Raw genomic sequence first — 26,453 nt, 5'->3', positions numbered from 1 at the left:
GAGTAGTCTGATTCGGCGCGTTGCATCCAACGACCATGCCAATGAGAACTGCGAACATTGTAGGGTCGGGGCCGAATGGGCTGGCGGCTGCCGTAACGCTGGCGCTGTCCGGCGTTGCGGTGACTGTCTTTGAGCGCAACGAGAGCATTGGCGGAGCGTGCTCGACCGCGGAGCTGACACTACCGGGGTTTCGCAACGATGTGGGGTCGTCCTGCTTCCCGATGGGCGTAGCCTCGCCCTTGTTCCAGTCGCTTCCGCTTGAGGATTTTGGATTGGAGTGGATCGAGCCGCCCGCGCCGCTCGCGCATCCGCTGGATGATGGGACCGCCGTAATGCTGGAGCACGGTCTGGATGAGACAGCCGCGCAGTTTGGGCAGCACGATGCAAGAGCCTGGCGGAATCTCTTCGGGCCGTCGGTGCGTGACTGGCCCCGGCTGGTTGAGGCGTTCATGGAGCCGCTGGCTGGAGCGCCGCGGCATCCGGCGACGCTAGCAATGTTTGGGGTTGTTGCAGGCTTGCCGGCTCGGTGGCTGGCTCGGTCGGCCTTCAGTGGAGAGCGGGCACGAGCGCTGTTTGGCGGGCTCGCGGCTCATGCGGTAATTCCGCTGACAGAACTGGCGAGTGCGGCGACCGGTATGGTGCTGGGAACGGCGGGCCATACGACCGGGTGGCCAGTCGCTGCGGGCGGAGCGCAGTCGATCACAGGTGCGCTGGCCGCTTATCTGCGGTCGCTGGGTGGAAGGATCATCGTCGACTTTGAGGTGAACAGCCTTGAGGAGTTGCGACGGGTGAGCTCGGCGGATGTGACGCTGTTCGATACCTCAGTCGCCGCGCTGGATGCGATTGCGGGTGAGGCGCTGTCACCGGGTTATCGTGCGAAGCTGCGGCACTTTAAGCGCGGACCGGGTGTTTTCAAGATCGACTATGCGCTGAGCGAGCCAATTCCGTGGAGTGCGATCGAGTGCTGGAGAGCCGGAACGGTGCACCTGGGAGGATCGCTCGAGGAGATCGTGGCGTCGGAAGACGATGCGTTCAATGGGCGGCACAACGACAGGCCGTTTGTGCTGGTCGTGCAGCCGAGCTTGTTCGATCCATCGCGGGCGCCGGCCTGTGAAGAGGGCAGAGCGCAGCATACGGCGTGGGCCTACTGTCACGTTCCGAGCTGGTCGGATGAGGACCGGACGGCGGTGATCGAGGCGCAATTGGAGCGGTTTGCGCCAGGATTTCGGGATTGTGTCCTGGCGCGGAGAACATGGAATGCGACGGCGCTGGAGCGAATGAATCCGAATCTGCGGGCGGGGGATATTTCGGGCGGCGCAATGACGTTCGCGCAGATTCTAGCCAGGCCCACGCTGAAGGCGTATCGGACGTCGAGCCGGAGAATTTATCTCTGTAGCGCGTCGACGCCACCAGGCGGTGGCGTACATGGGATGTGCGGGTTCAATGCAGCGATAGCGGCGCTGGATGATTGGGGGTAGACCTGCCCCCCTCCCCCCCGCTTTTGCGCAAAGTCTTCAAAAGAGGTGGTTTACCCTTGGACTTTTTGGCAAAGTATCTGGATTCAGTTACTTACGGCTAAACTCTTCGATTCACGCGAGTTAGCGGGTGGGGGGCACTTTTTTTCTCACCGCCCCACGGTCTCATTAAGGGGCGAAAAGCCGCGCGGAGCGCGGCTTTTCTTCAGGTTCCAAGGCCGCTGCGGGCGTTTATGCCGTTGCGCCGGAAGCGGCAGCCGGGGGCTGCGGAGCGGCGGGCTTCGGCTTCGGCTGGGCTTCCGCCTTCTTGGACGGAGCGAGGATGGCGTGGAGCGTGGTGCCTTCCATGCGGGGCATGAACTCAACAATGCCGGCTTCGCCTATGTCGCCGATGAGGCGGTTGATGATCTTGTAGCCAAGGTCGCGATGCGACATCTGGCGACCTTTGAAGCGGAGGCTTGCCTTGACCTTGTCGCCGTCCGAGAGGAAGCGCACGGCCTGGTTCTTCTTTGTCTGGTAGTCGTGCTCGTCGACGGTGACGGAGAACTTGACTTCCTTGATGACGATGACCTTCTGCTTCTTGCGGGCGGCGCGGTCACTCTTGTCCTTCTCGTAGAGGAACTTTCCGTAATCCTGGATCTTGCAGACAGGAGGGGTCGCGTTGGGGGAGATCTCGACGAGGTCCAGGGAGCGCTCGCGAGCGATCTTGAGCGCGTCAAACGGCGCCATAACACCGAGCTGTTCGCCGTTCTCATCGATAACGCGAATTTCGCGGGCGCGGATACGGTCGTTGGTGCGAATGAAGGACTTCTGCGAGCGTTTATCGAGTGGCGGGATAGTGCGTTCTCCAGCGCGCCGGCTAGGCGGCTTTTGTATTGGTGTTGGATGCGCCTTCGAGAGCTGGCGCGTGGGTCCTGGGAGGGTTTAAGTGTAGCATCCAACCTCACCCTCTCATGAGATGCGATGTAAAAGGAATGTAACTCCTTCGCATCGGATGAAACCACCAGTTCCAAAGATTCGTGACCGCAAATCGGCGAGAGTTGAATGAGGCAGGCAGCCTGCCGCGGGCGGTGCAAGTCAGGGAGCTGTGAGGCCTTGCGCTTGCGTGCGTCTGGCGAAGCTGAGAATATGGGGCGGATACAGGCACCCTGGATTTGAGTGCTGAAGAAGTGCGGCTGCGGACTGCAGTACAGCATGGGATGACCCAGCAAGCTGACCGGGGACCCGAGGAGGATTGACTTGGCGAAACGCCGTGTGTTGCTGGTGGATGACGAAGTGGCTGTGCTGCTGACGATGAAGGCGGTGCTCGAAATATCGGGTTTCGAAGTGGATACGGCGACCTCCGCGCACGACGGGCGGACGAAGATCCGGACGCGCGAGTACCAGATGGTGATCACGGACATGCGGATGGAGTCGGATGCAGCCGGCCGCGAGGTGATCCAGGCTGCGCGGACCGCGCCGTACCATCCGGCGGTGGCGTTGCTGACGGCATTCCCGGTGGAGCAGGACGACTGGATGGAGATGGGCGCGGACCGGATGCTGGTGAAACCGATGCAGACGCCGGTGCTGATCCGGCAACTGGAGAAGCTCCTGGAGAGCCATGCGGCGAAGCTGGCGAAGATCTCCGAGGCAGCGGCGGCTCCCGCTGGCGATGGCAAGGCTGGGGCGAAAAAGGCTGTGGCCAAGAAATCCGAAGCGAAGAAGGCTGCGGCGAAGAAGAGCGGCGCCAGTAAAAAGCCGGCGAAACGCACGCCGACGAAGAAGCTGGCAGGGCGCAAAAAGAGTTAGGCTCTTCTGCGTTCCGGGGCATTCAACCATTCATCGGCGAAGTAGCCGCCGATGAATGGGGCACCCGCATTCGGAAGCCCACTCATCGGCCATGAAGCTGCCGACGAATGGGGCACCCTAAGAACAGTCGCTTAAGTTTGTAGCGCGTTCGCCAGAGGCGTGTAGTACTGAACGGCAAGGCATCTAATCGGGCTGAGTCTGCTTCACAGGATTTAGAGTTCAGTGCCGCACGGTTGCGCACTGGTGCGTTTTTCGTCTCCACAAAAAGAGTCTTCTGCATGGAATTTCACATCAGCCGCGAGATCCGCGACCGGCTCGAGCTGGACGAGGTGCTGTTCAGCTACACCGGGAACGTCGTGTTTGCCAATGTGGCGGCGGCGCGGAAGATGGCGCAGGCTCTGAACAAAGTGCGGGAGGCCGAGGCGGGCGGGAAGCTTGACCCGGAGCGGACGATTCATGCGGGCGCGCTGTATGCGATGGGGATGATCGACGAGCTGAACCACGCGCTGATTGCGCGGTTCCGCAAGGAGAAGGACCCGGAGGTGCTGAGCGCGGCCGTTCAATGGCTGACGCAGCATGCGAGCCCGGAGCAGGTGGAGAAGCTGCTGCAGACGTTTACGGAGAAATTTCCGAACACTGCGATTTACAGCGGCAAGCTGAGCGCGGCGGAGTGGCTGACGAAGGCCACGGAAGGGATGCCGAATCGCGAGGCGGCTGTCGAGGAGCTGCTGCTGTTGTGGCTGGCGAACATCAATCCGGCGTTCAAGGCTTTTCGTGAGCTGTACTCGGATGCGCCGCTGCGTGAGAAGACGGTTTATGCCAAGGCGACGGAGACGCTGCCGGAGTATTTCAAGACACGGCCGAAGCTGGCGCCGGAGGTTGGGAGTCTGCTGGATGCGCTGCAGGCGCCGATGAAGGCGTCGCCGGAGTCGCTGACGGGGCAGCTGGATTTCATTCGCGCACACTGGACGCCGTATCTCGACGCGGACCTGAAGAAGCTGCTGCTGGCGATCGACACGGTGCGTGAGGAAGAGCTCGCGATCTGGATGTTGTTTCATCCGCCGGGGCCGGACTGGCACAGGCATGGAGCCCCGGGGCGTGGCGGCGAAGGATTTGTCGGGGATGAGTACATCGGATTTGAGGACCAGTGGTACATCGACGCCGAGGGCAAGCGCAGGCGGCGATATGCGACGGACTACCAGGCGCCGCTGAACGAGTACGAGGCGTTTTCGGCGGACCAGGCGTGGATGCCGAACGTGGTGATGGTTGCGAAGAGCACGTATGTGTGGCTCGAACAGCTATCGAAGAAGTACGGGCGGCACATTCATCGCCTGGATCATATTCCGGATGAAGAGCTGCAGATCATGGCCGATCGAGGAATGACGGCGCTGTGGCTGATTGGGTTGTGGGAGCGCAGCGTGGCGTCGCGGACGATCAAGCGGCTGCGCGGACATCATGATGCGGTGGCGAGCGCGTACTCGCTGAAGCGGTATGACATCGCGGAAGATCTGGGCGGGAACTACGCGTACGAGAATTTGCGGAATCGCGCGGCGCGGTATGGGGTGCGGCTGGCGAGCGACATGGTGCCGAACCACATGGGCATCGATTCGGATTGGGTGATCGAGCATCCGGACTGGTTTTTGTACCGGTGGGAGAGCCCGTTTCCAAGCTACAGCTTCAATGGGCCGGACCTGTCAACGGATTCGCGGGTCGAGATTAAGATCGAGGACCATTACTACGATCAGTCGGATGCGGCGGTGGTGTTTCGGCTGCGGCATCATCATGATGGGACGACGCGGTACGTTTACCACGGCAACGATGGGACGACGTTTGCGTGGAACGATACGGCGCAGATCGATTACTCGAAGGCGTTTGTGCGGGAGCAGGTGATTCAAGCCATCCTGCACGTGGCGCGGCTGTTTCCGATTATTCGTTTCGATGCGGCGATGGTGCTGGCCAAGCGGCATGTGCAGCGATTGTGGTTCCCGCTGCCGGGGGCGGGAGGGTCCATTCCGTCACGCGCTGAGAACGCGATGAGCCAGGAAGAATTTGATGCGCTGATGCCGCACGAGTTCTGGCGCGAGGTGGTGGACCGCGTGGCTGCGGAGGTTCCGGGGACGCTGCTGCTGGCGGAGGCGTTCTGGATGCTCGAGGGATACTTTGTGCGCACGCTGGGCATGCATCGCGTGTACAACTCGGCGTTCATGATTATGCTGCGCGATGAGGAGAACGCGAAGTATCGCAGCTACCTGAAGAAGACGATCGAGTTCGACCCGGACATTTTGAAGCGGTACGTGAACTTCATGTCGAACCCGGACGAGAGGACGGCGATCGACCAGTTTGGAACGGGGGATAAGTGCTTCGGCGTAGCGACGCTGATGGCGACGCTGCCGGGGCTGCCGATGTTTGCGCATGGGCAGGTGGAGGGTTACACCGAGCGCTACGGAATGGAGTACAAGCAGGCCAAGATGGATGAGTGGCCGAATGAGGCGCTCGTGGCGCGGCACATGCATGAGATTGCGCCGCTGCTGAAGCGGCGGCGGATCTTTGCAGAGAGCGCGAATTTTGTGCTGTACGACTTCTGGACCGGCTACGGGACGGTTGATGAGAACGTGTTTGCGTACTCGAACCGGAATGGCAGCGAGCGCTCGATTGTGCTCTACAACAACAGCTACGGGTCGACGCATGGAACGATTCATATCTCTGCAGCATCGATGGACAAGGGTTCGGGAGAGATGCGGCAGCGGAGCCTGGCGGAAGGGCTGGACGTTGGCTGGGATGAGTCGCTGATCCTTCGCTATCGCGATCATGCGAGAGGGCTGGAGTATTTGCGGCGGGCGACGGACATTCATCGGCAGGGGCTGACGATTGATCTTCGCGGGTATCAGTACGCGGTGCTGCTGGATTGGCAAGAGCTGCACTCGACGGCGGAGCATCCATGGGACCGGCTGTGCGATTCGCTGGCGGGAGCGGGAACGCACAGCCTGGATCGCGCGCTGTCGTTGCTGCGGTTGCGGCCGTTGCATGAAGCGCTGGAGCATGCGCTGCATCCGGGCGCGCTGCGGGTTCTGGCGGAGCTGGGGCGTGACCTGTTGAAGGAGTCGCAGGTGAAGCCGGCCGCAGTGGAAGAGCCGCAGAAGGAAAGCGCTGTCCCGGCGAAGAAACAGGCCGAGGTAAAGCAGAGTGTGTCGCGTGTGCAGCTCTCTGCGCGCGAGCAGTTGCGGCTGGGAGACTGGCTGGGCTCGGTGGATGCGTTCGCGTGGAGAGCGGCTGAGATTCTGCGCGCCGATCCGGCGGAAGAGTTTGTGCGGAAGTTTCGCGAAGAGATCGTTCCGCTGATCGGAGCGGCGTTGAGGTTGCCGCTGCTGGAGCGGAAGTTCTCGACGGTGTGGCCAGGAAATGTGCGGATGATGCTGCCAAGCTGGGAGCCGGGAACATCGCCGGAGCGCACCTGGGCTCCTGTGCTGGCATGGGCTCTCCTGCGCAGCCTTCCGGGTGGAGGACGGCCGGAGGAGTTGTTCGATCAGCTTGAGGTGCGCGAGACGCTGGGGGCGATTTTCTCGACCAGTGGATTGGAAGGCGAGGATGTGTGGCGGGCGGCGGCGCGCGTGCGTGTGTTGCTCGCATATGGCGATCAGCCGCTTGAAACAGTGGCGTTCTCGCGACGCTTCTGGAATGAGCCTGATGTTCGCTGGCTGGCCGGGGTGAATGAATCGGGCGGGAAGACGTACTTCAACCAGGAGGCGACGGACGAACTTCTGGCATGGATGGCGCTGCCCGTGCTGCTGAAAGTCGCCGAGAGCGCAGCGCCGGAAGAAGAGCTGCAGAGCCTGGAAGGTCGTCTTGGAGTGTTGACGGCAAAGGGCAAGGCGGCGGGGTTCGAGCTGGAGAAGTTGTTGCGAGGAGCTTCGGCCGAGCCTGTGAAGGCGAAGAATGGTGGTTCGGGCGGCGCGGTTGCGGTGGACGAAGTGGCTGCGGAGAGCGCTACGTCGACGAAGCGGGTGACTCCTGCCAAGGATGGGTTGGACGACCGCGACTAGGACAGCAGATTCCCTTGCACCCCAGCGAGCGAGTTCGCCGGGGACCCCGCTTCGGGAATGACAGAAAGAAAAGCAAAGGCAAAAGCCAAAACCTCGCCCGGATGGCGATCCTGTTACTAATGAGTGCACGTCCGGAGGGCTGAAGTGCGCCTGAACGGGCGTCTTTTGTGACACTTGGACGCGTCCAACAGGGGAATGCCCACGGAAGCGAATTCGCCACGCCGGACAATTACCGTGATGGGCCTGCTGCGCCCCCACAGGAAAGCGTTGTGGCTCGGCCTGCTGGCGATTGCGGGTGAGAGCGTTGCGGATGTTTTGCAGCCGTGGCCACTGAAGGTAGTGCTGGATGATGTCATCGTGCATAAGGGCGAGCACGGCTGGCTAACGCGGACCCTGCACCGCACTGTCGGAATGAACCCGATGCACATCCTGGTGGCGGCCTGCGTGGCAGTGCTGGTCATCGCATTACTGGATGCGGTGTGCACGTACGGCGAGAAGTGGGTGACAACAACGGTAGGGCAGTGGGTGACGCATGATCTTCGTCGCGCGCTGTATGCGCGTGTGCAACGCCTTTCGCTGGCGTACCACGATCAGTCGAAGACGGGCGATCTGATCAGCAGAGTGACGGATGACATTGACGCGATTCAGACGTTTATTGTTTCCGGGTTGCTAAGCATCGTGGTGGATATTGCGACAATCGTCGGCATGATCGGCGTGATGTTTTATCTGAGCTGGCGGCTCACGCTGATTGCGATGACCGTCGTGCCGGTTCTGTTCACGATTGTTTATGTGTATACGCGGAAGGTGAAGAAGTATTCGCGTGCGGTGCGCAAGCAGGAAGGCAAGATGATCTCCGTCGTGCAGGAGGTGCTTGGCTCCATTCGAGTAGTGAAGGCGTTCGCGCGCGAGAACTATGAGATCCAGCGGCTGGAAGGCGAGAGCCTGGAGACGGTAGAAGCAGCTCTGAAGGCGCGCAGACTGAAGGCGCGGCTGGTTCCGCTGGTGAGTATCGTGACGGGAGTCGGAACGGCGCTGGTGCTGTATTTCGGCGGCATGCATGCGTTGACGAATGTGGTGGTGGATGCGGGCGGTGGAACGATCGTGGTGTTTCTCGCTTACATCAAGAACATGTACAAGCCGATGCAGGACATCTCGAAGATCATGGATTCCTACTCGAAGGCGGACGTCGGGTATGAGCGGATCAAAGAGGTAATCGAGGTTGAGGACGAGTTGCGTGACGCGCCGGATGCGCGCAATGCGCCGAAGCTGCGCGGCGATATCGACATGGAGAATGTGAACTTCTGCTACAACAACGACCGCCCGATTCTGAGCGATATCAATATGCACGTGAAGGCGGGCAGCACGATTGCGATCGTGGGACCGACGGGTTCGGGAAAGACGACGCTGGTCAACCTGATTCCGCGTTTCTATGACGTGACGAGCGGTGTGGTGAAGGTAGATGGAATCGATGTGCGGACGTTGAAGCAGCGTTCGTTGCGCGAGCAGATCAGCCTGGTGATGCAGGATACGCTGCTGTTCAGCGGAACGATCTGGGACAACATTGCGTATGGCAGGCCGGAGGCGGGTTATGCGGAGATTGTGCGCGCTGCGCAGGCGGCTAATGCGAGTGAGTTCATCGACAAGCTGCCGCACAAGTACGACACAGTGGTCGGTGAGCGCGGCCTTACACTGTCGGGCGGGCAGCGGCAGCGAATTGCGATCGCCCGGGCGATCGTTCGCAACAGCCCGATCCTGATTCTCGATGAGCCGAGCTCGGGGCTTGATGCGGCCAGCGAGCAACTGGTGTTTGAGGCGCTGGACCGGCTAATGGAGAACAAGACGTCGATTGTGATCGCGCACAGACTCGCGACGATTCGCAAGGCAAGCTGCATTTACGTGGTGAAGGACGGCCGGATTGTGGAGCAGGGCACGCATGACGAACTCATCGCGCGCGATGGAGTTTATCGGCAGCTACACGATATCCAGTTTCAAGAGACGCCCGAGAGCGCAGACGCCGCGGTGGCAGTTCGGAGTTAGAGCTCCTTCAGTCGTGCGATGCGCTGCTCGAGAACTGCGACATACTCGTTCGTTTCTTCGGACGTGAAACTTCCCGCGCGAAATGCGTCGACGAGTTGCTGATGGCTGAGTTGGCCGAGGAGTGAGCCGGTCCAGTGTGCATCGGCGCGGGGGATATTGCGACCGATCCATTCGTAGCCGTCCTGGCGCAGGTACTGCCTTTGTCGGTGTTGTTGCCGGCAGAGGGCGCCGAGGCCTGTTGCGCCGCGGGTGGCTCGGGTGGATTCTGTGCGCGCGAGAACCCGATTGCCGCGAGGCAAACTGAACACACCATCATTAGCCGGCGAATCATTCGAATTCCTTTGGGCCGCTAAAGCGCTTTGAGCTGCGCGATACGGCTTTCTAAAACAGAGACGTACTGGTCGATGGATTCGGGCTGGAAGTTACCGGCGCGGAAGGCGTCGACGAGTTGCTGATGGCTGAGCTGGCCGAGCATGGACCCGACCCAGCGCGCGTCTTCGCGTGGGATGTTCTGGCCGATCCATTCGAAGCCCTTACGCTTCACGTAATCGGCAGCGAGGATGCCGCCGCTTTTGATCAGAGCGCCGGTTGGAGCGCCGGGTGTCCCGAAGTCGACGGTCGTTGCGGTGGTTTTGGTGATGAACTTCGAGTCGACGTAGTTCTTCACGTTGCCTTTGTCCTGGGAGCGATGGGTCTCGAGAGTGTTGGTGGCGAAGGTGGCGCCGATGTCACTGACAAGAAAGATCTGACGACCGGTCTTCTTGTTCGTGTAGACGGCGTTGTTTACATCTTTGAGATCCCAGCTGTTCAGGACTGCCATCATGACGCGGAGACCGTTGAATTCGCGAGTGTCGCGGAAGGGGTTGTTCTTCCATTCCCAGATCCCAACTTTTGTATCTTTGCCAGGCTTGCGGGCGAAGCGAGCGTCGATGACCTGTTCGCCGTTGTGAATGCGCTTGGCGCCGCGCTTCATGTTGTCGAGCCCCTGGACGGTGGCCACGTGGATGAGGTAGTCGTCGTTGACGTAGTATCCGACTGCCCAGAGAAGGCGCGAGGCGACGACCTCCGGGCGCGCCTCTTCGCCGAGCTTCATGCGCCATTTCTTACCATTGGCGTCTTCGACATCTGCCTTGGGATTCGTGCCATTCATGTCCTCTTCGAGAAACTTGAATGGAGGCACCGGCTGACCGTCTTTGCCGCCTGCGCCGTAGAACATGTCTTTGTCGGCGATGCTGCCGGGGTCACGCCAGAGAGACGCGTTGTGGATGTCGGCCTGGGCGATGGGCTTGTCGTTGTCTTTTTTCGCCGCTTTCGGGTGCTTCGCCGGAGGTGCGGAGTTGCTGTCGGGAGCGGATGTCGCGGGCGTACTCGGAGGCTGCGCGGGAGTCGCTTGGTCTGCAGGGGCTGGGACCTCCTGAGGTGCGGTCGAGGAGGGCGGGGCTGCCTGCTCCGGTACGGTGCCGGGTTGTTGCGCAGGTTGCGGTGGCGCCGCGGACGAGGGCGGCGGCGTGGTCTGTGGGATCGCGGCCGGATTCTGCGGCGTCGACTGATCGGTTGAGCGCGGAGAACTGGGTTGAGATTGCGCGGGCTGTGATTGCGCGGAGAAAGGTGCGCTGTGAAAGGCCACGCAGATGGCTGAAAGAATCGCGAGTCGTCGTACAAGGTGAAGCATGGGGTCGATCTCCGGGAAGCAACGCTTATAAAACTCATCTGGTTAGAAGCAGTTGAGCGGCTTTGTGGCTATCTGGGGGGCGCAGAAAAACATCCCGGAAGGCTTCTGGCGCATCCCTCTTCGAGAGAACGTCGCGCGTCGCGTTGAGGGCGTATCGGTGTGCCTCGGCAAGGATCAACCGTGAAGCTATATGTGCAGCCCGACGCAGGACTAGAACCGTTGCTCTCTGCGATACGCAGGGCGAAGAAGTGTATCCAGATCCTGATATTTCGCCTGGACCGGCCGGAGATCGAAAAGGCGCTCGTGGAAGCAGTAGAGCGCGGGGTTACCGTTCAAGCGCTGGTTGCGTATACGAATCGTGGCGGGGATAAGGTGCTGCGGCGTTTCGAGATGCGTGCCCTGGAGCGCGGAATTACGGTGACGCGGACGGCGGACGATTTGGTGCGTTATCACGGCAAGATGATGATCGTCGACGGCAAAGAGCTGCTGCTGCTGGCGTTCAACTTCACGCATCTGGACATTACGCTGAGCCGGTCTTTCGCGATCAGCACTTCGAACAAAGGGTTAGTGCAGGAAGCGGTCAGGCTGTTTGATTGCGACGCCAAGCGCACGCCGTATACAGCGGGGAACAAAGATTTCGTTGTGAGCCCGGTGAATGCGCGTGAGCAATTGACGGCCTTTATACGCGGAGCCAAGAAACAGCTTCTGATGTACGAGATGAAGATCAGCGATAACGAGTTTGTGACGTTGCTGAATGAGAAGATCTCGCAGGGCGTGGATGTGCGGGTGATTGGAAGCACAAGCAATAAGGGCAGCACGATACCCGGGCGCAAGCTGCCGATGAGGCTTCATGCTCGCGCCATCATGCGCGATGGGAAGTCGGTGTTTCTGGGCAGTCAAAGTCTTCGGAAGCTGGAGCTCGAAGCAAGGCGAGAGATCGGCGTCATTGTTCATGATCCGAAGATCGCCAAGCAGATGATCAGTACGTTCGATTCTGATTGGAGCGGTGCAATGCCGGCGCAACAAGCTACCGAGGTCAGCGGCCTGATCAATGTGCCGGCGAAGAAGGTCGCCAAGAAGGTAGTGAAGGAGCTGAATCTTGGCCCGGCGGTTGAGCAGGCTCTCGACCGGGCGATGGACAAGAGGGACAATGTGCAGCTTGAGCCCAAGGAAGTAGTGGAAGGTGTGCGCGAGGCGATGCGTGAGGAAGTGCATGCCGCAGTAACGCAGGCGCTTCATGAGTTAGTTACCGCCGCTGCAGGATCAGACGAGACGACACGAGAGAGAAAAAACGGAGACGAATAGAGGAACACGAATGTCCGATAGTTTGGTTGTGGTCGTGACAGGCGCGTCTGCGGGTTTAGGGCGCGCAATTGCACATGGGTTTGCACGACAAGGAGCGCGCGTTGGGCTGCTCGCGCGAAATCCGGAAGCGTTGGAAGCGTGCAGGCAGGAGTGCGAGGTGCTCGGAGGGCAAGGCCTGGTTGTTCCGACAGACGTTTCGATCGCGGCTGAGGTGGAGGCTGCGGCGAGCAAGGTTGAAGAGGCGTTCGGGCCGATCGACGTGTGGGTGAATGATGCGATGGTCAGCGTCTTCTCTCCGGTGAAAGAGATGGAGCCGGAGGACTACAAGCGTGTTACGGACGTGCTGTACCTGGGGTTCGTACACGGAACACTGGCCGCGCTGAAGCGCATGATGAGGCGCGAAAATGGCAAGGGAAAGGGAACGATCATCCAGATCGGCTCAGCGCTGGCGTACCGGTCAATCCCATTGCAATCGGCGTACTGCGCGGCGAAACACGCGATCAATGGATTTACTGATTCGCTGCGGTGCGAACTGATTCACGACGGCAGCAATGTGCAGATTACGTCCGTTCATATGCCCGCGATGAATACGACACAGTTCAACTGGGTGAAGAACCGGATGCCGAACGACGCGCAGCCGGTGCCGCCGATTTATGAACCCGAGGTTACGGCGAAGGTGGTCGTCGCTGCGGGAATGTCCAAACGGCCGCGGCGGGAGTATTGGGTTGGAGCGCCGACGGTTGCAGCGATCGTGGGACAGAAGTTTGTGCCTGGCTTGCTGGATCGTTATCTGGGCAAGACAGGTTACGATTCGCAACAGATCAAGGGAGAGCCGCGCGATCCGAATGCACCCAACGATCTATACAACTATGTTCCGGGCGTGCACAGCGCGCGAGGGAAGTTCGACGGCCGCTCGAAACGGACGAGTGCAGAGGTGTTTGTCACGCTTCATCGCAACTGGTTTGTCGCTGCGGCTGCGCTGGTGCTTGCGGCAGGCGGAACACTTCTGGCTAAACGGAACGGATAAACAAGGTGATCATGATGGGCCAGAGTTCGTCTGCGACAGAGAGCCATAAGTTATTGGTCGGAGCAAATGTTGCGGCACTCGTAACACTGGTTCCTGTGGCTCTTCATCAGCTCGGCGTGGTGAGTCATCTGCCCGATCCGCCGTCGAGTGTGTTCGATTCAGACGGGATCACGGGCTCGGCTATGGCACATCCTTTAGGAATTCCAGACGCGCTGCTTGGAATTGCGAGCTATGGGACGACTTTGCTGTTGATTCGAAGCGCGCCTGGATGCAGCGCGGCTCGCAAAGTTCTTGGCGCAAAATTGTTGCTCGACGGCGGAGCCGCGATGTTCAACACGTCACGACAGGTAATGCGATTCGGCAAGATTTGTAGCTGGTGCATGGGCACGGTGGCAGCGACCGCAGTGATGGTCTACGCAGGGCGGCAGTTGATCGCTGGAGTGTTTTCAAGCGGGATCTCTCAGCGCTAGCGACGCAGAAGTAGCATGAAAGCAGATCCGAAAGTGGCAATCCCAACCGTCATCCACAGAACGTAATCGCCGGGGTGACCGCTCTGCATCTCACGCAGCGGATGGAAGCCGCGTTCGAGGAACGCGCCGATGCGCAGTTGGCGTGGCAGGCGGTTGCGAAAGACCGATGAAAGCGCCAGGAGCAGCCCAAGGACGAGTGCCAGCACACTGCGTACGATGGCGCCGGGGATAGCTTCGCGCCAGGACGGTTGCGTGAGTGGGACGTGTTGACCGGTGTAAGACGTATGCAGGTACGCAGCCTGGCTGGCCATTGCGGCAGCGGCGTCTCGCAGCACGCGGAGCCAATGGGGGTCAACGAAGAGAGCGATTGCAAGGAGCATGCAGACGGCCGGAGGCACGAGATGATAGACGCGAAGTCTGCGGTGCTCTGGATCTGTTTCGGGAAGCTCGCCGATCTCGGCCGCGCGGTCGCTGAGTGCGCCGTCGCCCCAGCCGAAGAAGGTGTGGATTCCAACCCGCAGGACAGCGGCTGAGGTGAGCGCACCTCCAATGATGAAGATGGCAGAGAGCCCGTGAAGATGGCTCAATTCGGCGGCGTGCTCAGCGGCGGCTTCACCGAACAACAATGCGAGTGGTGGAGCTGCTGCCAGGCCGAGTGCTCCGAGCATCCAGAGCGCTGCGGCCCAGGGCAGATGACGACCTGCGGCGAAGAGTTCTCGCTCGGTGATGGAGCGCTGGTTATGCAGGAGTACGCCTGAGAGAAAGAAGAGGCCGCCTTTGACGAATGCGTGTGCGACTAGATAGGCCATCATTGCGGCGAGGCCGAGCGGGCCTCCTGCGGCGAGGGCGGCAAGCATCAGGCCGGAGTGGCAGACCGTGGAGAACGCAAGCATGCGCTTGAGGTGATGTTCGGCGTAGCACATGAATGCGGCGAGGAGGACCGTTGCTACTGCGAACGCGAAGAGTATGCAGTGCAAAGCGTAGGCGTGAGGAGCGAAGGATTGCGCAAAGATCACGTAGTAGATCCGCGCAACTGCGTACAGTCCGAGCTCGACCATTAGCCCTGAGAAGAGTACGCAGACAGGGGTCGGAGCGACGGCGTGGGCGTCGGGAAGCCAGAGGTGAAACGGCGTAATGGCTGCCTTGGTGAGAAACCCGCAGAAGAGCAGCGTGCAGCCGAAAAGGGCGAGCGGGTCATGGCGTTGTCCGATGGACAACCCGATCTGCGCCATATTCAGTGCGCCTGTTACGGAGTAGAGAAGCGCGATGCCGGTGAGCACGATGAATCCGGCGACGCTGTTGGTGATGGCGAAGTTGAAGGAGCCCTGCAGAGGAGCAGGCTCTTCGATTTTCAATCCGCAGAGCGAAAAGGCGGCGATGCTCATCAGCTCGAAGAAGACGAAGAGGTTGAATAGGTCGCCGGTGAGCGAGAAGCCACACATGGCGGCGAGAAAGATGAGCATGAGCGGATGAAGATGCTTCTGTCCGGAGTCGACGAAGCGCCAGGAAAAAAGCAGGGCCAGCGAAGTCAGCAGGGCTGCAAGGACGGCGAGGCCAGCGCCGATAGGCTCAATCACCATGCCGATGCCGAGTGCCATAGAGCCACGCGGCCACCATCCGCCGAGCCAATAGACACTGGCGCCGTGATGCACAGCGCCATAGAGGAGGGCGACCGTGATGGCAAGTGTGCCGAGCGAGACGAGCAGCCCGAGAATGTCCATCGCGACGCGTGAAAGCCATTTGCGGATGGCAGCCAGAATTGCCGCGCTGAGAAGAGGAACGGCGACGGCGAGCGCTGGAGAGATGAGTGGATTAGGCGGGTTTGGCAAATTGATTATCCGCGCAAGGTTCGAAGATCGTTAGGGGAGACGCTGCCGGATTTTTCGTGCGCTTTGACGACCATGGCGAGCAGCAGCGCGACGACGACGGCTTCCACAACAACATCGGTCAGCATGAGTGCCTGGACGACGGGGTCGACGACCAGCTTGCTTGTGGAGATGTCGGCGAAGATTGGGGCGGAGCCACCTACGCGGTAACCGATCGCAAGCAGAAGCATGTAGGTTGAACTCTGCAGAATCGCGAGACAGACGACGGCGTGGACGAGATGCTTGCTGGTGACGAGGCCGTAGAGACCGCAGAGCAGTAGCCAGGCGGAAACGAAGTAGGGCAGTGAATGCAGGATTCCGGGCATCTAGTTCTCCTCCGGAAAAGCACCGGTGATGATCTCTTGCAAATAGATGTAGACGACGAGCAGGAAGGAAGCGGTCACCTCGACGCCGACACAGGCGCTGATGAGCGCGATGGTTCCCGAAGAGAAGACGTCTCCCGTGGTGCCAAGTGGAATGAAGTTGCAAAGAAACGGAAGTCCGGCGAGCAACGGAGCGATGCCAATGATGGCGTAGCCGCCGGCGCCGAGCGATTCCGTTACCTCTACCATGGCGTGGGATGTGATGCGGCGGAACGCGCCGGTGTTCTCACAGACATAGACCAGCACAACGCCGGTGGCGAGAATGACACCTGCCTGAAAGCCGCCCCCCGGAGTGAGTTGCCCGTGCAGACCGATGTAGAGGCCGAAGACTGTCGTCACGAGAAGAGCAGGGAGATTGACCGCACGTACGGCAGCGCTGAGGCCGCGATCGTCTTCCAGCTTGCCTGCCGGCCGTTTGAATGCACCTTCTTCCTTGCGCAACAGCATGGAGACACCGAGTACGGCGGTGAAGAGAATGAACTCCTCGCCGAGAGTGTCGAAGCCGCGATAGTCGTAGTTGATGGCGTTGACGATATCGGTCGTGTGCCGCTCGTAAACAGCGACGCGCGCGATCGCATCGCCGTAAGGACCGCGATAGCTGCCCCACGGAGGCATGTTGAGGGCGGAGTAGGCATACAGGAAGAGGAGCACCGCACCCGCGATGAAGAACAACGTGTTGCGGGCGCGTTCAGTCATGGTGACTCTCTTTTGAGCTCGAGGCACTGGCTGCAGAATGGGCGCGATCGCGGAACTTCATGCGTGCGATTGCGAGCATCACCATCAGCGGAAGCGCGACTGCGCCAACTGTTATCTGCGAAAGAGCGACGTCAGGCGCCTGGAACACAAAGAACATCAGGGCGAGCAAGAGGCCGTAGAAGCCGAGTGCGAGCACCTGGTTGGTGACATCGCGGGTGAGCACGATGGCGGTGCCGGTTGCGGCGATGAGAAGAAGAAGTCCCGCTCCGAACCAGATCATCATTCGGACTCCTTTGTGTCTCGCACAAACTCGACCCGATCGCCATCGCGAGGTTCCCAGTGTCCGAGCTTCCGGATGCGGAATGCGCGTGCGGTGGCGTGTGCAACGACGGAATTGATGGCGAGGAGTGTGATGGAGATGAAGAGCGTCTTCCATGCGGCGCTCGAATTCCCGGTGCTGACGAAGACGGCAGCGGTCAGGGCAACCGTTCCCATCGCCGGCAGCGCAAGGTAATGCAGCGATTGCGTCGGCTCACGCATGCGAAGCATGCCTGCGCAACCCAGCCAGCAGAGGAGCACAACGATCGCCAGCAGGATCGCCTCCGTGATGGTCCGAGCGGTCATAGATACCTCTCGAGGAACCGCGCGAAGACGAGGCCGCCGCCGAACGAGAGGATAGCGAGCGCCAGTGGCATGTCAATGAACGGGAGGCGGCCGAAGCCGACCGTGAGCATCACCATGGCAGTGATGATGATCATGCTGGTCATCTCCAGACCGACCAGGCGACGCTCCGGTGAGCCGCGCAGACACATGGCCGCGCAAGGTATAAGCGCGAAGCAGGTGAGGACCGCAGCGATCAGCCAGAGGTTCACGACTGCGCTCCGAGATCGCGCTGGAGCGGCGAGGTGGGCGCGCGGCGAAGCTGATGGATGAGCATGCGGCTTGTCGCAGGATCCGTGCCAATGACAATGGAGTTCGGAGTAGAGGTCGTGTAGACGGTGGCTAAAACGCGCCGGGCAACGAGTAGAGGGTCATGTTGCGCCGTGCGGAAGCCGGAGACGCGGTAGAAGGAACCGGCGGGCTCGATGCCTGCAAGGTCGCGCAAGAGGACGATTGTGACGGTCCAGGCGTCAGAGAGCATCATCCCGGGCAAACGCCAAAGCGTGAGAATGTCTCGGATGCGAAATTCCAGCGGTTCTGAGGCGACCTGCAAGGTGCGCCAAAGGAAGATGGCCGCCAAGGCCACTGCGAGTGTGCCGACGATCATCTCGTCGCGTTTGAATCCGGCGACCAGCAGTACCCATTCGGCAGCCATGATGACAACCGACAGCGTCAGGACGCCCGGAGAGATCGGCCTCGTCTTGCCTTGCGCTCGTCGCATGGAACAAAGGACGGTAGTGGAAGGGTTTAAAGATGCTTACAGCCACTTTTGTGCGGCGAAGGTCCGATCCGCTCCAGGAATATGGTCGATAGGTCGTGCAACTGACTCAAAAGGCCCGGACGCTCTCTTCCGTGACGAGCTCCTCAACGGCGATATTCATGCTGGTGCCGAGCTTCATAAAATTCTCGCGCCACTCACGCGACCAGTATTGGCTATTGCTGCGCCGGAGCATGTCATTCCATATGTTTTGCGCCTGCCACAGGTTGACGTCCATCGGGAGAGAGCGCAGGCTTTCGGCGACAGCGAGCGTCTCCTGCAGGACCGCGAGATTCTGAACTTCTGCGCTGTCCTCCAGCCGAACCATGGCACGCTTCATCCGTTTGTCGGCTGTATAGCTTAAGAGCGGCGCCTCCAAGGTGACGTTATCGATCTCTGCACGGCGAAGCAGCCGGGTGACCTCCGCAGGGTCGAAGTTTTCGGATTCAATCGTCCGGCGGAGGCTGGCGTTGATGGCGAACGTAGCGGTCAGGGCGAGCGCAGGCGGCGCAGCCACGTTGCTCTCACCGAGGAAGTGCAACAAAGTCGCGTGTTCCTCGTAGATGCGGATCAGCGAGCTCTCGACCTGCTCGAGAGTCTGATTAAGGATGCTGGTCAGGATGCGGTGCTGCTCGTCGGCGAAGAGCGAAGTGAGAGAGTAGAGCGTTCCCCCAAAGAATGGATCGATGAGGCGAATGAGTTCGGGAAGATTGGCTCTGCGGACGGCCGTGCGCGCACCCTTGAGGAACGTGCTCCAGCTGGTCTCATCGCTGGGATAGAAGCGCTTAACGGCTGCGGAGAGATTCTGGTCGCCGAGGTGAAGGACGGCAAAGCAGATTTCTTCGGTCTCCTCCGTGATTCGGGAGCGAACGACTGCGCGGCCAAGCGCGACGCGCCCGTGGCCTGACGTGAGCAGATCGTAGCTGTTCCGATGGACGTCATAACAGAAAAGCTGGCCGGAGGACGGGTAGGCTCGGAACATTGAACTGATGGCGTAGTGTGCGCCGACGTGTTCCATGTCCACGCGGCGGGTGGTGACAAAGCGGCGATAGACCTCAGCTCCGTTTCCAACCTCGGCGACGTTGCTTTGCGCGCGAAGCAGGGTGGCCAGGAAGTCTTCCTCGAGCTTGCGACCGGGTTCGCCAAACAGCTTCGCCGCGAGCTGCAGGGCTCTTCCGGCATAGGCGATAATCTGCACCGTCTCAATGCCGGAGATCTCATCGAAGAACCAGCCGCAGCTGGTGTACATCAGTTGCGTGTAGCGCTCGAGCTCAAGCAACTCGAGAGCCGTGATGCGCTCTTCTGGTGAGAGCTCGTGTGTCGCGTGTTCTTCGAAGAAGCGGTCAACATGTTCAGGGCTACGATTCAGGATGACCCTGATGTATGCGTCTCGCGCAGTCCAGAGGTCCTTGAGCAGGGGAGCGGCGACCTCTTCCGCCAGAGTAGCGGAGTGGTCACGGAGCAGATCGAGGGCTTCCCGAAGAGGACCTCGCCATAGCTGATTCCAGCCGGGCTTTCCACCGTTGCAGCCGCAGTTGGAACGCCAGCGCTCGATGCCATGGGCGCAGCTCCATGAACTGTCGTCGAAAACCTCCGCCTCCCAGCGAGGTGGAAAGCGCTCAAGGAACTCACCGTAGTTTGTCAGCCTGGCGTCGCGATTTTCTTCGATCCAGTGCATCGCATAGCTTAGGGCCATTTCGCCATGCCGATGATGGTGTCCGTAGCTTTCTCCATCGGTGGCAACGTGCACGAGTTGGGGTTCGTCGGCGGGCTTCTGTGCGCTGAAGCCGTCGAGGAGGCGTTTCGCGAAGTCCTGACCGGAGTGCAGCAGGCCTTCAAAGGCAATGGAGCGCGATGCCGGGCCGTCGTAAAAGAACACTGCGATGGAGCGTCCTTCGTCGAGCTTTACGAGGTATGGGCGAGTTGGGTCCACTGAAGCATTGGGGGTCTCGGTCCAGGCGATTTCGCTGGGACCGGAGCCATTACCGGACGCCGAAGAGGATCCGTGTGCGTCGGATTCGGGCAATGGGCGGATGCGGGCGCACTGATGCGGGGCAAGAATGGTGAAGCGGATGCCCTCCTGCGCCATGAGGTCGAGAACCTTGCGCGAGACTGCGGTTTCGGCCAGCCACATGCCTTCCGGTGTGCGTCCGAAGCGATGCTCGAAGTCTGCGATGCCCCAGCGGATCTGGGTGCGAGCGTCTCGCTCGTTCGCCAGCGGCATGATGATGTGGTTGTAGACCTGCGCAAGCGCAGACCCGTGGCCGGAGTAGCGCTCCATGCTGGCGGAATCCGCATCGAGGATCATGCGATAGGTGCGCGGCGCGAACTCGGCCAGCCAGCTCAACAAGGTTGGGCCGAAGTTGAAGCTCATCCGCGCGTAGTTGTTGATGATCCGGATGATCTGGGTCTGCTCGTTCTGGATGCGCGAAGCGCCGTTCGGCGCGTAGCACTCGGAGGTGATGCGGTCATTCCAGTCGTGATAGGGCGCCGCGGACTCCTGCATCTCCACTGTTTCGAGCCAGGGGTTCTCGCGTGGGGGCTGATAGAAGTGTCCGTGCACACACACGAATCGCAGGGGAGCAGGTGTGGAATCGTTTGGCTTGGGGGGAGTTGTAGGTCTACGAGCCATCAGTCAAAATCTTATTCCTTGGACGCAGATTGGAAGTGAATGGCACGCTTGTCAATCAACAGGGAGGACAGAATCGCGCAGCAGTAGACGGCGATGTCGATATACGAGAAGTGTCGGCCCAGCAGGACTTTTCCCGCAAACGTGTTTCGGAATGTGCCGAGGCCCGGCGACTGAATGAGCTTGACGAACTCAACAAGCGTCGTCGCGACAGCGGCGGTAAGGGCGATGACTTCAGGCCGCGATTGTGCGCCCATGAAGGCGATGCACCAGTAGACGGTCGCCGCCCACAGGAATGAACCTCCGTACTTCACGATGATGTAGGGCAAGCCGAGAGGAACGAAGCGGCAGAGCAGGCCGACAGGTATCAACAGCAGGATGATTGCGGCACACCTCGGGCGACGGCCGGCCGAGTTCGGGCGATTGCCTGGGGTCACTGCGGCTGGATCGCCTTGCCTGCGGCGAGATCGCAGGCGCGCCACATATACCAGCTCGCTATCGATCGCCAGGGAGCCCACTTCTTTGCCCGGCGCTCCATCTGGTCACTGGTGGCGAGCAGATCGGGCGTGACCTTCTGTGACGGTTTCAGCCCAAGGAAGGTCAGCGCGAACCCTTTCCGGACACCGTAGTCGGAGACAGGCAGGACGTCGGGGCGGCCCAGGCGGAAGATCAGCAGCATCTCGACGGTCCAGCGACCGATGCCTCGGACCTGTGTGAGGTGCTCGATGATGTCTTCATCAGCCATCTTCTTGATGGCACTGAGTGAGGGGACGGTTCCGTCGAGCGTTTTGGCAGCGAGATCGCGGAGGGCAAGCATCTTGTTGTGCGAGAGCCCGGCAGAACGGAGCTGTTCGTTCGGGCAGTCAAGCAGGTGCTCTGGAGAAGGGTGTTTGCCGAGGCCGCAGACGGGCTCGAAACTGGCGAGCATTCGCGCATGGATCGTCGCCGCAGCTTTTCCGTGGAGTTGCTGATAGATGATGGATTCCGCTAGCGCTTCGAAGGGCGACTGCTGAGAGGGAAGCCGCAGGGTGAAGGGCCCGGCACGTTCGATCAGCCGAGCGAGCTTCGGGTCGGCGGCAGAGAGCGCCGCGACTGCAAAATTCGGGTCATATGGAGGTTTGTGTGTCGGGCCGGAGCGCGAGCGAGGCATCGGGAGTAGTGTGGCACGAATTCGGACTGTTGTGGACGCAGTTATTCGATCAGGTGCGGGTCCGCACGAACGAAAAGGTGCGAAATGCTTTGAATTGCCCCGTCGCATTGCCGGAGCGCTGCAATTAGTTCTTCGATTATCGCTTCATGCTTCGAACATCGCTCAAAATCCATGAGCAGTCCTCTTCAAACCGCCCCAAATCGGCTGCTATACTTTGGCTCTCGGAAGCAGTGTCGGTCTCGTCGGATTTCCCCCTACGGACAGATATCCATATGATGTGCTGCAATCGTCCCGTTGCGGGACGAGGGAGCAGCATGCAATTGCAGTAGCAGGAGCCAACGCCGACGATATCGGCGAACGGAGAGCAGGAACGCACTCATGGCGCAAGTCTTTGACCGCAGTTCGAATGCACTGGTTCGTTTGAGCCTGGTGCTGACGGGTCTGATCGTCATCGCGCTCGGCGTGACGCTGAACGAGTTGCAACGGTCGCCCTGGGTCACGCGTCAGGGCCAGCGTCCCGACCAGCCGGTACCGTTTAGCCATAAACACCACGTCGAGGGTCTGGGACTGCAATGCCAGTACTGCCACACGTCGGTTGAGAAGAGCTCCTATGCGGGCATTCCACCGACGAAGACCTGCATGAACTGCCACTCCGAGATATGGACGAACGCGCAACTGCTGGAGCCGGTGCGCAACAGCTGGGCGACCGGTGAATCGATCCAGTGGATCCGTGTTCACGATCTTCCCGACTACGTGTACTTCAATCACGAGATTCACGTGAATAAGGGCCTCGGGTGCGCGAGCTGTCACGGTCGCGTAGACGAGATGCCGCTGATGTACGAAGAGAACACGCTCCAGATGGAGTGGTGCCTCAACTGCCATCGCAACCCTGCTGTAAACCTGCGGCCTGCGGCTGAGGTCTACAACATGGCGTGGGCGGGGCCCTCCGACACTAAGCCGGTTTGGTGTGCAACGACAGACAAGCAGGGCCCGACGGCCGGCTCGGTTTCGTGCACGACGACGGATCCGACTACTGGACAGAATCCCGAGCTTGCACAGGCAGAGCCACCGACGCCGATCGGCCAGAGTAAGCCGCAGTCCGGGACGAACCTGCAGCCGCACCCGCTGAGTGAGCCCGGATCGGTCTCCGATGTGCCGGTGATCACGATGCCTGCAAACTATCAGAAGTTCACCAGCCAGATTGATCTGGGTCATTACCTGATGGACAAGTACCACATCCGTACGGCCAACGAGCTCTCCAGCTGCGAGACATGCCACCGATGAACGAGACGATGATGAATCAAGAGGCGAAGGCCGCGGGCTCGGCGGCAAACGAAAGCACGGCACAGGTTATAACGGCGATCGCGCCTGCTCCTCGGAAGAAGATGACGCTTGCCGAGGTTCGGGCGAAGCTCGACGGCAAGACCGGGCGGCGGTTCTGGAAGAACCTCGACGAACTGGCGGAGACGCCTGAGTTCCACGACCTGATGCAGGAGGAGTTCCCGCGGCAGTCGGGTGCGGGCGAGTGGATTGACGCGGTTTCGCGCCGGAGCTTTCTGAAGGTAATGGGCGCGAGCTTTGCGCTGGCTGGCCTGGCAGGTTGCACCAAGCAGCCCGATGAGCCGATCTTCCCATACATCAAGCAGCCCGAGGACCTTGTCCTGGGCCGTCCGATGTACTTTGCAAGCGCGCATCCATTCCCGACCGGCGCGGTTCCGGTGCTGATCAAGTCGGACGCGTTCCGTCCGATCAAGGTCGACGGCAACCCGGAGCACCCTATGTCCAAAGGGCGCTCGGACGCGTTCACACAGGGTACGCTGCTGGGGCTGTATGATCCGGACCGTTCGCAGCATCCGCGTTTCCGTGGTGATGCCGCGGAGTGGGGAGATTTCCAGCAGCAGTTTGCGAAGGGTGTCGGTCAGCTTTCTGGTGGTCAGGGCTTGTACTTCCTGTCGGAGACGATTACCTCTCCAACGCTTGCGGCGCAGTGGAAACAGCTGCAGGCGAAATATCCCCAGGCCAAGCTGGTCCAGTACGACGCCGTGAATGGTGACGCAGCTCGCGCGGCTTCGAAGGCGGCCTTCGGCGACTATTACGACACGCAGTACAAGCTGGATGATGCCGACGTCATTCTCTCTCTCGACGCGGACTTTTTAGGCGGCATTGGCTTCCCGGGCTTCCTGCCAATGGCGGCGTCCTTTGCGGAGCGCCGTCGCTACGCGGAAGGCAAGACCATGAACCGGCTGTACGTCGTGGAGACGATGCCGTCGGTTACGGGGTTCAAGGCGGATCATGCGCTGCGGTTGAAGCCGAGCGAGGTTGAAGCGTTTGCGAGCAGCCTCGCCGGTGGCGGTGGTTCAGTAGCAGATCCCACAGCGCAAAAGTTCCTAACCGCTGTTCTGGATGATCTGAAGAAGGCCAATGGCCGCGCAGTTGTCATCGCGGGACCGCAGTCTTCACCGGCGTGTCATGCCGCCGCGCATGCATTGAATGCCTCGCTGGGTGCTGTTGGTAAGACGGTCAGCTACTCGACGCCGCTGGCGCCGATTCCGTCCGAGCAAGGTGCGGATCTGAAGTCGCTCGTTGACGACATGAACGCCGGCAAGGTGAAGTGGCTCGTGATGCTCGGCGTGAATCCGTTGTACAACGCGCCCGTAGATTACGACTTCATCGCCGGATTCAACATGGTGCCGAACTCTGTGCACCTTGGCCAGTACGTCGACGAGACGGGCTTCTATTCAACCTGGCATATCAACCAGGCTCACTATCTGGAGAGCTGGTCCGATGCGCGCAGCGCGGACGGAACGATTTCGATCATCCAACCCATGATCGATCCGCTGTATGGCGGCAAGTCTGCACATGACATTCTGCAGGCTCTGATTGATCCATCTAAGTCTTCTTATGACGCGGTGACGGCGAACGCCAAGACGTACATCAAAGATGGCGATTTTGCGAAGGCCTGGAAAAAGGCGCTGCACGATGGCTGGGTTGACGGCACAGCGAACACAGCTGCGACCGTTTCGGCACCGAAAGCAGCTGCGCAAAATGCCGCCAATTCGCCGGCTGCGGCGCCGGCGGCCGACGGCACACTCGAAATCAGGTTCTTGCCGGATCCCTCGTTGTATGACGGCCGTTATGCGAACATCGGCTGGCTGCAGGAGCTGCCAAAGCAGGTAACGAACCTGTCGTGGGACAATGCCGCGCTCATCAGCCTTGAGACGATGGGCAAGCTCGGCATCGAGGAGAACGAGGCCATCGAGCTCGAGCTCAAAGGCCGAAAGGTCATTGCTCCGGTGCTGATGGTTCCCGGCCACCCGAATGACTGCATCACGCTGCATCTTGGCGGCGGGCGTCGCGCAGAAGCGGGTCGCGTGGGTGCGGGCGTGGGTGTCAATGCTTACCTCCTGCGCACGTCGACGAACCCGCTGTGGGACTCCGGTCTGAAGATCACGCGTGGCAAGGGGACGTACGACATATGCGTCACCAAGGTGCACAACATCGAGCACCGCGGCAATTTTGCGCAGCATGATCTCGAACGGAAAGAGTTCGACAAGCAGGGCGTCTATTCGCTGGCGGGACACGAAGCGCAGGAGCGGTCGATCATCCGCTATGCCACCGTCGCGGATGTTCAGAAGGATGAAGCGTACGCGCATCACGGGACTGCGGATGGCCTGACGCTGGTCAACAAGATCGGTTATAACCCGCAGGGTGAAGCGGTTCCGCACGACGAGAGCTTCTGGCCCGATGCGTGGAGGTATGACCATCAGGATCCATCGTCGCGTGCGCTGCAAAACAAGTGGGGAATGTCGATCGACCTGAACTCCTGCGTCGGTTGCAATGCCTGCGTCGTTAGCTGCTACGCGGAGAACAATATTCCCGTCGTAGGCCGTGAGCAGGTCAAGATCGGCCGCATCATGCAGTGGATTCGTATCGATACGTACTTCGAAGGCGATCTTCACGCACCACAGGCGTTCTTCCAGCCAATGCTTTGCCAGCACTGCGAATCGGCCGGATGTGAGCAGGTGTGTCCGGTGGGTGCGACGATCCACTCGCCCGAAGGCCTCAATGTAATGGTGTACAACCGCTGTGTGGGCACGCGGTACTGCTCGAACAATTGCATCTACAAGGTGCGTAAATTCAACTTCCTGTTGTACTCGGACTACGACACTGAAAGCCTCAAGTTCATGCGCAATCCTGACGTCACGGTGCGTTCGCGCGGCGTGATGGAAAAGTGCAGCTACTGCGTGCAGCGCATCCAGGAGGCGAAGATCGAGGCCGACAAGGAAAATCGTGCGATCCGTGATGGAGAGATCATCACGGCCTGCCAGCAGGCTTGCCCGACGGACGCGATCGTGTTCGGCAATATGAACGATCCGAACTCGAAGGTCTCGAAGCGAAAGGCGACAGAGCGCGATTACCAGGTGCTCGCCGATCTGAACTACCGTCCGCGCACCACGTACACGGCCGGCGTTATCAACCCGAACCCGGAGCTTGCTTAA

At 60.3% G+C, this 26,453-nt stretch carries 22 protein-coding genes; 9 read left to right on the top strand and 13 right to left on the bottom strand.

What is annotated here, in order from left to right; genetic code table 11:
• Positions 1-41 precede the first annotated feature (41 nt).
• On the top strand, positions 42-1,478 hold the full coding sequence (locus tag VGU25_02380; GenBank protein HEV2576035.1) for an NAD(P)/FAD-dependent oxidoreductase: 1,437 nt from the start codon (positions 42-44) through the stop codon (positions 1,476-1,478).
• A 228-nt stretch (positions 1,479-1,706) separates the two neighbouring features.
• Here the strand turns inward: VGU25_02380 and infC are convergent, their stop codons facing one another.
• On the bottom strand, positions 1,707-2,276 hold the full coding sequence (gene infC, locus VGU25_02375; GenBank protein HEV2576034.1) for a translation initiation factor IF-3: 570 nt from the start codon (positions 2,274-2,276) through the stop codon (positions 1,707-1,709).
• Between the two features lie 438 nt (positions 2,277-2,714).
• On the opposite strand from infC, the gene VGU25_02370 reads away from it, so the two are divergent.
• The 3 genes from VGU25_02370 to VGU25_02360 all read left to right on the top strand — a co-directional run bounded on the left by VGU25_02370 (position 2,715) and on the right by VGU25_02360 (position 9,340).
• Complete coding sequence (locus VGU25_02370; GenBank protein ID HEV2576033.1) at positions 2,715-3,263, top strand: response regulator; 549 nt, start codon at positions 2,715-2,717, stop codon at positions 3,261-3,263.
• Positions 3,264-3,541: 278 nt separating this feature from the next.
• Positions 3,542-7,303 (top strand): alpha-amylase family glycosyl hydrolase, encoded by a 3,762-nt coding sequence (locus tag VGU25_02365; protein ID HEV2576032.1) that lies wholly within the window; start codon positions 3,542-3,544, stop codon positions 7,301-7,303.
• A gap of 195 nt (positions 7,304-7,498) precedes the next feature.
• The gene (locus VGU25_02360; GenBank protein HEV2576031.1) at positions 7,499-9,340 is read left to right on the top strand and encodes an ABC transporter ATP-binding protein; all 1,842 of its coding nucleotides are present in this window, start codon (positions 7,499-7,501) and stop codon (positions 9,338-9,340) included.
• On the opposite strand, the gene VGU25_02355 is transcribed toward VGU25_02360, so the two are convergent.
• On the bottom strand, positions 9,337-9,639 hold the full coding sequence (locus VGU25_02355) for a hypothetical protein (GenBank protein ID HEV2576030.1): 303 nt from the start codon (positions 9,637-9,639) through the stop codon (positions 9,337-9,339). The genes VGU25_02360 and VGU25_02355 overlap by 4 nt on opposite strands.
• A 50-nt stretch (positions 9,640-9,689) precedes the next feature.
• Positions 9,690-11,012 (bottom strand): hypothetical protein, encoded by a 1,323-nt coding sequence (locus VGU25_02350; GenBank protein HEV2576029.1) that lies wholly within the window; start codon positions 11,010-11,012, stop codon positions 9,690-9,692.
• 180 nt (positions 11,013-11,192) lie between these two features.
• On the opposite strand from VGU25_02350, the gene VGU25_02345 reads away from it, so the two are divergent.
• From VGU25_02345 to VGU25_02335, 3 genes are read left to right on the top strand one after another with little or no spacing between them, the layout of a single operon-like run.
• Positions 11,193-12,317, top strand: coding sequence for a phospholipase D-like domain-containing protein (locus VGU25_02345; protein HEV2576028.1), 1,125 nt, complete (start codon positions 11,193-11,195; stop codon positions 12,315-12,317).
• Positions 12,318-12,327: 10 nt separating this feature from the next.
• Complete coding sequence (locus tag VGU25_02340) at positions 12,328-13,344, top strand: SDR family oxidoreductase (protein ID HEV2576027.1); 1,017 nt, start codon at positions 12,328-12,330, stop codon at positions 13,342-13,344.
• An 11-nt stretch (positions 13,345-13,355) separates the two neighbouring features.
• Complete coding sequence (locus VGU25_02335) at positions 13,356-13,814, top strand: vitamin K epoxide reductase family protein (protein HEV2576026.1); 459 nt, start codon at positions 13,356-13,358, stop codon at positions 13,812-13,814.
• On the opposite strand, the gene VGU25_02330 is transcribed toward VGU25_02335, so the two are convergent.
• The 10 genes from VGU25_02330 to VGU25_02285 form a co-directional block, all read right to left on the bottom strand.
• Positions 13,811-15,643 (bottom strand): proton-conducting transporter membrane subunit, encoded by a 1,833-nt coding sequence (locus tag VGU25_02330; protein ID HEV2576025.1) that lies wholly within the window; start codon positions 15,641-15,643, stop codon positions 13,811-13,813. The two genes, VGU25_02335 and VGU25_02330, sit on opposite strands and share 4 nt — an antisense overlap.
• A gap of 5 nt (positions 15,644-15,648) precedes the next feature.
• Positions 15,649-16,005, bottom strand: a complete 357-nt coding sequence (locus tag VGU25_02325) for an NADH-quinone oxidoreductase subunit K (protein HEV2576024.1) — start codon at positions 16,003-16,005, stop codon at positions 15,649-15,651.
• Complete coding sequence (gene mbhE / locus VGU25_02320; protein ID HEV2576023.1) at positions 16,006-16,758, bottom strand: hydrogen gas-evolving membrane-bound hydrogenase subunit E; 753 nt, start codon at positions 16,756-16,758, stop codon at positions 16,006-16,008.
• Positions 16,751-17,041: a hydrogenase subunit MbhD domain-containing protein gene (locus tag VGU25_02315; protein ID HEV2576022.1), complete on the bottom strand. Its 291-nt coding sequence runs from the start codon at positions 17,039-17,041 to the stop codon at positions 16,751-16,753. Before VGU25_02315 ends, mbhE begins: the two co-directional genes overlap by 8 nt.
• Positions 17,038-17,382 (bottom strand): monovalent cation/H(+) antiporter subunit G, encoded by a 345-nt coding sequence (locus VGU25_02310; GenBank protein HEV2576021.1) that lies wholly within the window; start codon positions 17,380-17,382, stop codon positions 17,038-17,040. The genes VGU25_02315 and VGU25_02310 overlap by 4 nt, the downstream gene beginning before the upstream one ends.
• Entirely contained in the window at positions 17,379-17,630 is a 252-nt protein-coding gene (locus tag VGU25_02305; GenBank protein HEV2576020.1) for a monovalent cation/H+ antiporter complex subunit F, read from the bottom strand. The genes VGU25_02310 and VGU25_02305 overlap by 4 nt, the downstream gene beginning before the upstream one ends.
• Entirely contained in the window at positions 17,627-18,139 is a 513-nt protein-coding gene (locus tag VGU25_02300; protein ID HEV2576019.1) for a hypothetical protein, read from the bottom strand. Before VGU25_02300 ends, VGU25_02305 begins: the two co-directional genes overlap by 4 nt.
• Before the next feature lie 106 nt (positions 18,140-18,245).
• A complete protein-coding gene (locus VGU25_02295; GenBank protein HEV2576018.1) occupies positions 18,246-20,807 on the bottom strand; it encodes a DUF3536 domain-containing protein in 2,562 nt (853 codons plus the stop codon).
• Positions 20,808-20,818: 11 nt separating this feature from the next.
• Positions 20,819-21,241 (bottom strand): DUF2809 domain-containing protein, encoded by a 423-nt coding sequence (locus VGU25_02290; GenBank protein ID HEV2576017.1) that lies wholly within the window; start codon positions 21,239-21,241, stop codon positions 20,819-20,821.
• Entirely contained in the window at positions 21,238-21,954 is a 717-nt protein-coding gene (locus VGU25_02285; GenBank protein ID HEV2576016.1) for a DNA-3-methyladenine glycosylase, read from the bottom strand. Before VGU25_02285 ends, VGU25_02290 begins: the two co-directional genes overlap by 4 nt.
• A gap of 378 nt (positions 21,955-22,332) precedes the next feature.
• On the opposite strand from VGU25_02285, the gene VGU25_02280 reads away from it, so the two are divergent.
• Both VGU25_02280 and VGU25_02275 read left to right on the top strand, forming a co-directional pair.
• Positions 22,333-23,238 carry a cytochrome c3 family protein gene (locus tag VGU25_02280; GenBank protein HEV2576015.1) on the top strand — a complete coding sequence of 302 codons (906 nt, stop codon included), beginning with the start codon at positions 22,333-22,335 and terminating at the stop codon, positions 23,236-23,238.
• Positions 23,235-26,453, top strand: coding sequence for a TAT-variant-translocated molybdopterin oxidoreductase (locus tag VGU25_02275; GenBank protein HEV2576014.1), 3,219 nt, complete (start codon positions 23,235-23,237; stop codon positions 26,451-26,453). Before VGU25_02280 ends, VGU25_02275 begins: the two co-directional genes overlap by 4 nt.

The sequence above is a fragment of the Acidobacteriaceae bacterium genome (genome assembly GCA_035944135.1).
Taxonomy (GTDB): domain Bacteria; phylum Acidobacteriota; class Terriglobia; order Terriglobales; family Acidobacteriaceae; genus Granulicella.
This window is presented reverse-complemented; position numbering and strand designations above follow the sequence as displayed.

Bases quoted from the DNA above. Each gene is read 5' to 3' on its own strand.
- VGU25_02280 (HEV2576015.1), top strand. From the start codon at position 22,333: ATGGCGCAAGTCTTTGACCGCAGTTCGAATGCACTGGTTCGTTTGAGC.
- VGU25_02295 (HEV2576018.1), bottom strand. From the start codon at position 20,807: ATGGCTCGTAGACCTACAACTCCCCCCAAGCCAAACGATTCCACACCT.
- VGU25_02285 (HEV2576016.1), bottom strand. From the start codon at position 21,954: ATGCCTCGCTCGCGCTCCGGCCCGACACACAAACCTCCATATGACCCG.
- VGU25_02325 (HEV2576024.1), bottom strand. From the start codon at position 16,005: ATGCCCGGAATCCTGCATTCACTGCCCTACTTCGTTTCCGCCTGGCTA.
- VGU25_02335 (HEV2576026.1), top strand. From the start codon at position 13,356: ATGATGGGCCAGAGTTCGTCTGCGACAGAGAGCCATAAGTTATTGGTC.
- VGU25_02360 (HEV2576031.1), top strand. From the start codon at position 7,499: ATGCCCACGGAAGCGAATTCGCCACGCCGGACAATTACCGTGATGGGC.
- VGU25_02300 (HEV2576019.1), bottom strand. From the start codon at position 18,139: ATGCGACGAGCGCAAGGCAAGACGAGGCCGATCTCTCCGGGCGTCCTG.
- VGU25_02275 (HEV2576014.1), top strand. From the start codon at position 23,235: ATGAACGAGACGATGATGAATCAAGAGGCGAAGGCCGCGGGCTCGGCG.
- mbhE (HEV2576023.1), bottom strand. From the start codon at position 16,758: ATGACTGAACGCGCCCGCAACACGTTGTTCTTCATCGCGGGTGCGGTG.
- VGU25_02365 (HEV2576032.1), top strand. From the start codon at position 3,542: ATGGAATTTCACATCAGCCGCGAGATCCGCGACCGGCTCGAGCTGGAC.
- VGU25_02310 (HEV2576021.1), bottom strand. From the start codon at position 17,382: ATGACCGCTCGGACCATCACGGAGGCGATCCTGCTGGCGATCGTTGTG.
- VGU25_02315 (HEV2576022.1), bottom strand. From the start codon at position 17,041: ATGATGATCTGGTTCGGAGCGGGACTTCTTCTTCTCATCGCCGCAACC.
- VGU25_02340 (HEV2576027.1), top strand. From the start codon at position 12,328: ATGTCCGATAGTTTGGTTGTGGTCGTGACAGGCGCGTCTGCGGGTTTA.
- VGU25_02380 (HEV2576035.1), top strand. From the start codon at position 42: ATGAGAACTGCGAACATTGTAGGGTCGGGGCCGAATGGGCTGGCGGCT.
- VGU25_02350 (HEV2576029.1), bottom strand. From the start codon at position 11,012: ATGCTTCACCTTGTACGACGACTCGCGATTCTTTCAGCCATCTGCGTG.